This is a genomic window from Polaromonas sp. P1_G4 (assembly GCF_056405475.1).
Map to the genome: position 1 here is coordinate 1 of NZ_JBFUCA010000330.1, position 4,791 is coordinate 4,791.

At 62.5% G+C, this 4,791-nt stretch carries 5 protein-coding genes; all 5 read right to left on the reverse strand.

The window, feature by feature from the left end; translation table 11 throughout:
- The coding region (locus AC1D1X_RS15820) for a Bug family tripartite tricarboxylate transporter substrate binding protein (protein WP_477698618.1) at positions 1 to 458 on the reverse strand (458 nt) is incomplete at its 3' end.
- An 80-nt stretch (positions 459 to 538) separates the two neighbouring features.
- On the reverse strand, positions 539 to 1,420 hold the full coding sequence (gene glxR / locus AC1D1X_RS15825; RefSeq protein WP_477671053.1) for a 2-hydroxy-3-oxopropionate reductase: 882 nt from the start codon (positions 1,418 to 1,420) through the stop codon (positions 539 to 541).
- Between the two features lie 91 nt (positions 1,421 to 1,511).
- Positions 1,512 to 2,294: a 2-dehydro-3-deoxyglucarate aldolase gene (gene garL / locus AC1D1X_RS15830; protein WP_477671054.1), complete on the reverse strand. Its 783-nt coding sequence runs from the start codon at positions 2,292 to 2,294 to the stop codon at positions 1,512 to 1,514.
- An 83-nt stretch (positions 2,295 to 2,377) separates the two neighbouring features.
- The gene (gene garD, locus AC1D1X_RS15835) at positions 2,378 to 3,964 is read right to left on the reverse strand and encodes a galactarate dehydratase (RefSeq protein ID WP_477698619.1); all 1,587 of its coding nucleotides are present in this window, start codon (positions 3,962 to 3,964) and stop codon (positions 2,378 to 2,380) included.
- On the reverse strand, positions 3,964 to 4,791 hold an 828-nt coding region (locus tag AC1D1X_RS15840; RefSeq protein ID WP_477698620.1), incomplete at its 5' end, for a lactonase family protein. The genes garD and AC1D1X_RS15840, both read right to left, overlap by 1 nt.

The window sequence follows — 4,791 nt, forward strand, 5'->3', positions numbered from 1 at the left end:
AAGTTCAGGTCGGTCTTGTGCGAAAGCGCTACGAGCTCCTTGAGATTGCTGGCGGGTACCGAGGGATGAACCACCAGCAGGTGCGGCGAGTAGGCCAGCATCGTGACACCACGCAAGTCCTTGGTCGGGTCGAAACCCAGCTTGGGATAGACCGAAGGGCTGATGGCCAGAGCGCCGGTGTCGCACAGCAGCAGCGTGTAGCCGTCGGGTGCTGACTTGGCCACGATGTCGGCGCCCAGGTTACCGTTGGCGCCAGCCTTGTTGTCCACGATGACCGACTGCTTGAGCGCCTCGRACAGAGGCTGCGCAATGGCGCGCGCGATGATGTCTGAAGAACCACCGGGTGGGTACGGCACCACCAGGCGTATGGGTTTGGACGGCCATGAAGCCTGCGCGCTCGCAGCGCCAGTCCCCAAAGCCAGTGAAGCAGCAATAAGCTCTCGTCGATTGATCGGCATGTTCGTCTCCGGATGTGTGAAAAAGCGGTGTCCTCCACCAGCTGCGCCGTGAGCCTCTGTGGGCTCTTCATGCGGATGAGTTACGCGACTTCGTGGTTGCCCAGAAGTTCAAGCGCGCGCACCAGAGCGGAATGGTCCAGGTCCTGCATGCCGTTGGCGGCACAGGCCTGCATCAGCTGGGCGGCGCCCGCCGTTTGCGGCAAAGCCAGACCCAGCGTACGCGCACCGCTGAGCGCGAGGTTCAAATCCTTCTGGTGCAAGCCGATACGGAAGCCCGGCGCAAAGGTGCGCTTGATCATGCGTTCGCCGTGAACTTCCAGAATGCGCGACGAGGCAAAACCGCCCATCAGCGCCTGGCGCACTTTGGCTGGATCGGCGCCAGCCTTGCTGGCAAACAACAGGGCTTCACCCACGGCCGCGATGTTCAGCGCCACGATGATCTGGTTGGCCACCTTGCAGGTCTGGCCGTCGCCGTTGCCGCCCACCAGGGTGATGTTCTTGCCCATCAGTTCGAACAACGGCTTGACGAGGTCAAACGCCGCCTGCGGGCCGCCCACCATGATGGTCAGGCTCGCAGCTTTGGCGCCGACTTCACCGCCCGACACCGGGGCGTCCAGATAGTCGCAACCGAGGGCGTCAATTTTCTTGGCGAACTCTTTGGTGTCCATCGGCGAGATCGAGCTCATGTCGACCACTGTCTTGCCCTTGGTCAGCACCGAGGCCACTCCGCCCTCGCCAAACAGCACGTTCTCCACGTCGGGCGTATCGGGCAACATCAGGAAAATGATGTCCGCCTGCTTTACTACGTCGGCGATGGAGTCGCAGGCCTTGCCCTTGCCGGTCAAGAGAGCCGCAGGCACTTTGCTCCGCGTGTTCATGAAAACCTCGTGTCCTGCCGCAATCAGGTGCGCAGCCATCGGCGCGCCCATGATGCCCAAGCCGATAAATCCAAGCTTGCTCATAAAAATGCTCCTTGTTTGTAAAAAATAGCAATGGCCCCGGACGCGCGGTCCACAAGGCGCATCCCGGACCAGGTCCGGGATGACAGAAAAATCAGGCGAGGTATTTGTCGCGCAGGGCCTGTGTGGCGCCACGGAAAACGCCGAGGTCGCTGCCGACGCCGACAAAAGTCGCGCCCATCTCCATGTAGCGGCGCGCGTCGGCCTCCACCGGCGCCAGGATGCCGACCGGTTTGCCGTGCGCCTTGGCGGCGGCAAAAATTTTCACCATGGCGGCCTGCACCTCCGGGTGCCCGGCATTACCGAGGTGGCCCAGGCCGGCGGCCAGGTCGGACGGGCCGACAAACATGCAGTCGACACCGTCGATGGCGGCAATCTCGTTCGCTGCCGCCGTGCCGGCGATGCTTTCGATCTGCACCATCACGCAGATGTGGTCGTTGATGGACTTGAGGTAGTCCGGCACCGTGCCGTACTTGTTGCTGCGCTGGGACACCGACACGCCGCGAATGCCTTGCGGCGGGTAACGGGTGGCGGCGACGGCGCTGGTGGCCTGCTCGGCGGTTTCGACAAAGGGGATCAGGAAGTTGTAGAAGCCGGCATCGAGCAGGCGCTTGAGCTCTACCGAGTTGTTTGAGGTCGGGCGCACCACCGGTGCGCTGCGGCTGTCTTTCAGCGCCATCAGTTGCGGGATGTAGGTGGCCATGTCGTTGGGCGAATGTTCACCGTCAAGCAGGATCCAGTCGAAACCGGCCACGCCCAGCACCTCGGTGGTGATGGCGTTGGACAGCGAGGACCAGCAGCCGATCAGTTTTTTGCCGGCCAGCAGGTCGCGCTTGAAGCTGTTGGGAAAACTTTGATAAGGGGTTGCTTGTGTCATGAGTTAACTCTCTTTTTATCGATGATCTCTGTTGATCAGGTAGGCAGTGAATCTTTGAATCTATACGTCAATGCATCAGTCCATCAGGTAATGGGCGCCGGGTTGAACAACACCAGCGCGTTGTGCAGCTTCCAGTGTTCGGCCCAGGTTTTCTTTCGGCCGCTGGCAACGTCCAGCATGAACTGGAACAGCTCCCAGCCGACGTCTTCAATGGTGGCATCGCCGTCGGCAATACGCCCGGCATTGATGTCCATCAGGTCGTGCCAGCGCCGGGCGAGGTCGCTTCGCGTGGCCACCTTGATGACCGGCACTTCCGCCAGGCCGTAGGGCGTGCCGCGGCCGGTGGTAAACACATGGATGTTGATGCCCGCGGCCAGCTGCAGCGTGCCGCAGATGAAGTCGCTGGCGGGCGTGGCGGCGTAGATCAGGCCTTTTTGTTTCACCTTCTCGCCGGGTGCCAGTACACCGCTGATGGGCGCGGAGCCTGACTTGACGATGGAGCCCATGGCCTTTTCCACAATGTTGGAAAGGCCGCCTTTTTTGTTGCCCGGCGTGGTGTTGGCGCTGCGGTCAACCTGCCCTTTTTTCAGGTACGCGTCATACCAGGCCATCTCGCGGATCATCGCGGCGGCCACTTCAGGGCTGCTGGCCCTCGATGTCAGCTGGTCAATACCGTCGCGCACTTCAGTGGTCTCGGAAAACATCACCGTGGCGCCGGCACGCACCAGCAGATCGGTGGCAAAGCCCACCGCAGGGTTGGCCGTGACACCAGAGAACGCATCGCTGCCACCGCATTGCACGCCCACCACCAGCTCGCTGGCGGGCACCGTTTCGCGGCGTCGCGCATTCAGGCGTTCGAGATGTTGCAGTGCCATGTCCATGACCGAATCAATCATGGACATGAAGCCGACATGGTTCTCGGACTGCAGGCACACCACATCCAGCGCGGCTTCCGCATTCGTGCCCACATCGGCCACGTTGCGTTCATCGACGATCTGGATGGTGCCCGGCGGCAGCAAACGTTCAGGCTGCAGCTTCTCGCAGCCCAGGCTGACCACCATGACTTCACCGCCGAAGTTGGGGTTCAGGCTGATGTTGCGCAGCGTGCGGATCGGGATGATGGCGTCCGGCRCATCGATGGCCACGCCGCAGCCGTAGGTGTGCTCCAGCCCCACCACATCATCGACATGGGGAAAGCGGGGCAACAACTCTGCCTTGATGCGCTTGACGGCGAAGTCCACCACGCCGGCCACGCACTGCACGGTGGTGGTGATGGCCAGGATGTTGCGGCTGCCGACCGATCCGTCCGGGTTGCGGTAGCCCTCAAAGGTGTAACCCTCCAGCGCGGGCTGAGGGGCCGGCCGCACGGTGGCGATGGGAAGCGCGTCCAGCGTGCGCGCGTCGGGCATCTCCAGCAGGCGTTCATGCACCCAGCTGCCGGCGGGAATATCTTTCAATGCGTAACCGATGGGCACGTTGTAACGCAGCACCGCCGCGCCCTTGGGCAAGTCGACCAGCGCCACCTTGTGGCCCTGCGGAACCCGCTCGATCAGCGTCAACCCATCGGCAAACACTGCGCCCGCTGGCAGGCCACCATCGTTGGCAACAATGGCGACGTTGTCCGCACCGTGCATGCGGATAAAAAGAGGGTTGACGTTGGTGCGTTCCATCAGAAGTCGACGATTTCCACCCAGTTCGGGTTCTTGCCCGCGGGCTGGCTCACCCCGGCGGCAGGCACACCCGTGGCCGCATCGATCGGATGCAGCGACACGGCATGGGAGTCCTGGCCGGTAGAGATAAGGAACTTGCCGCTCGAGTCCACCGCAAAGYCGCGGGGCGTTTTCTCAGTGGGCGTTGTGCCGGCTGTTTGCAGCAGGCCGGTGGCAGGSTCTATTTTGAATGTGGTCAACGTGCTGGAAGTACGCTCCGATCCATACAGATACCGTCCGTCGGCGGACAGCTGGAGGTCTGCCGCCCATGGCTTGCCCGTAAAACCAGCCGGCATGACAGTGCTTCGCTGCAGATGGCGCATGGCGCCCTTGCCAGCGTCGTATGCAAACACATCCACACCGCCGTCCAGTTCGTTAAGCAGGTAGACATGCGTCTGGGCCTTGTTCCACAGGAAGTGCCGCGGGCCGGTTTTGGCCGGCGACACATTCACCAGCGCCGGATCGTTGGCGCTCAGCTGGCCGGTCTTGGGGTCGAAGCGCCAGCTCGACAGGTTGTCGCCGCCCAGGCTGGTGGCAAATACATAACGGCCCGCAGGGTCCTGGTGAATGGCGTGGGCGTTGGGCGAAGTCGGAACGATCTGCTGGACGGGCCCGACAAGGCCGTCGGCACCCACGCTGTTCACCGTGATCTTGTTGCCGCCATAGGAGGCGGCAAAGAGCCAGCGGCCAGAGGCGTCCAGGTCAATGTTGGCCATGCTGTCGGCCAATGAGGCCTCGCCGAGTTTCTTCAGCCCGCCGTTGGCGCCGTCGATGGCAAAGGTGACAAC

Coding starts and splice junctions, on each gene's coding strand:
- glxR (WP_477671053.1), bottom strand. CDS start 1,420: ATGAGCAAGCTTGGATTTATCGGCTTGGGCATCATGGGCGCGCCGATG.
- garL (WP_477671054.1), bottom strand. CDS start 2,294: ATGACACAAGCAACCCCTTATCAAAGTTTTCCCAACAGCTTCAAGCGC.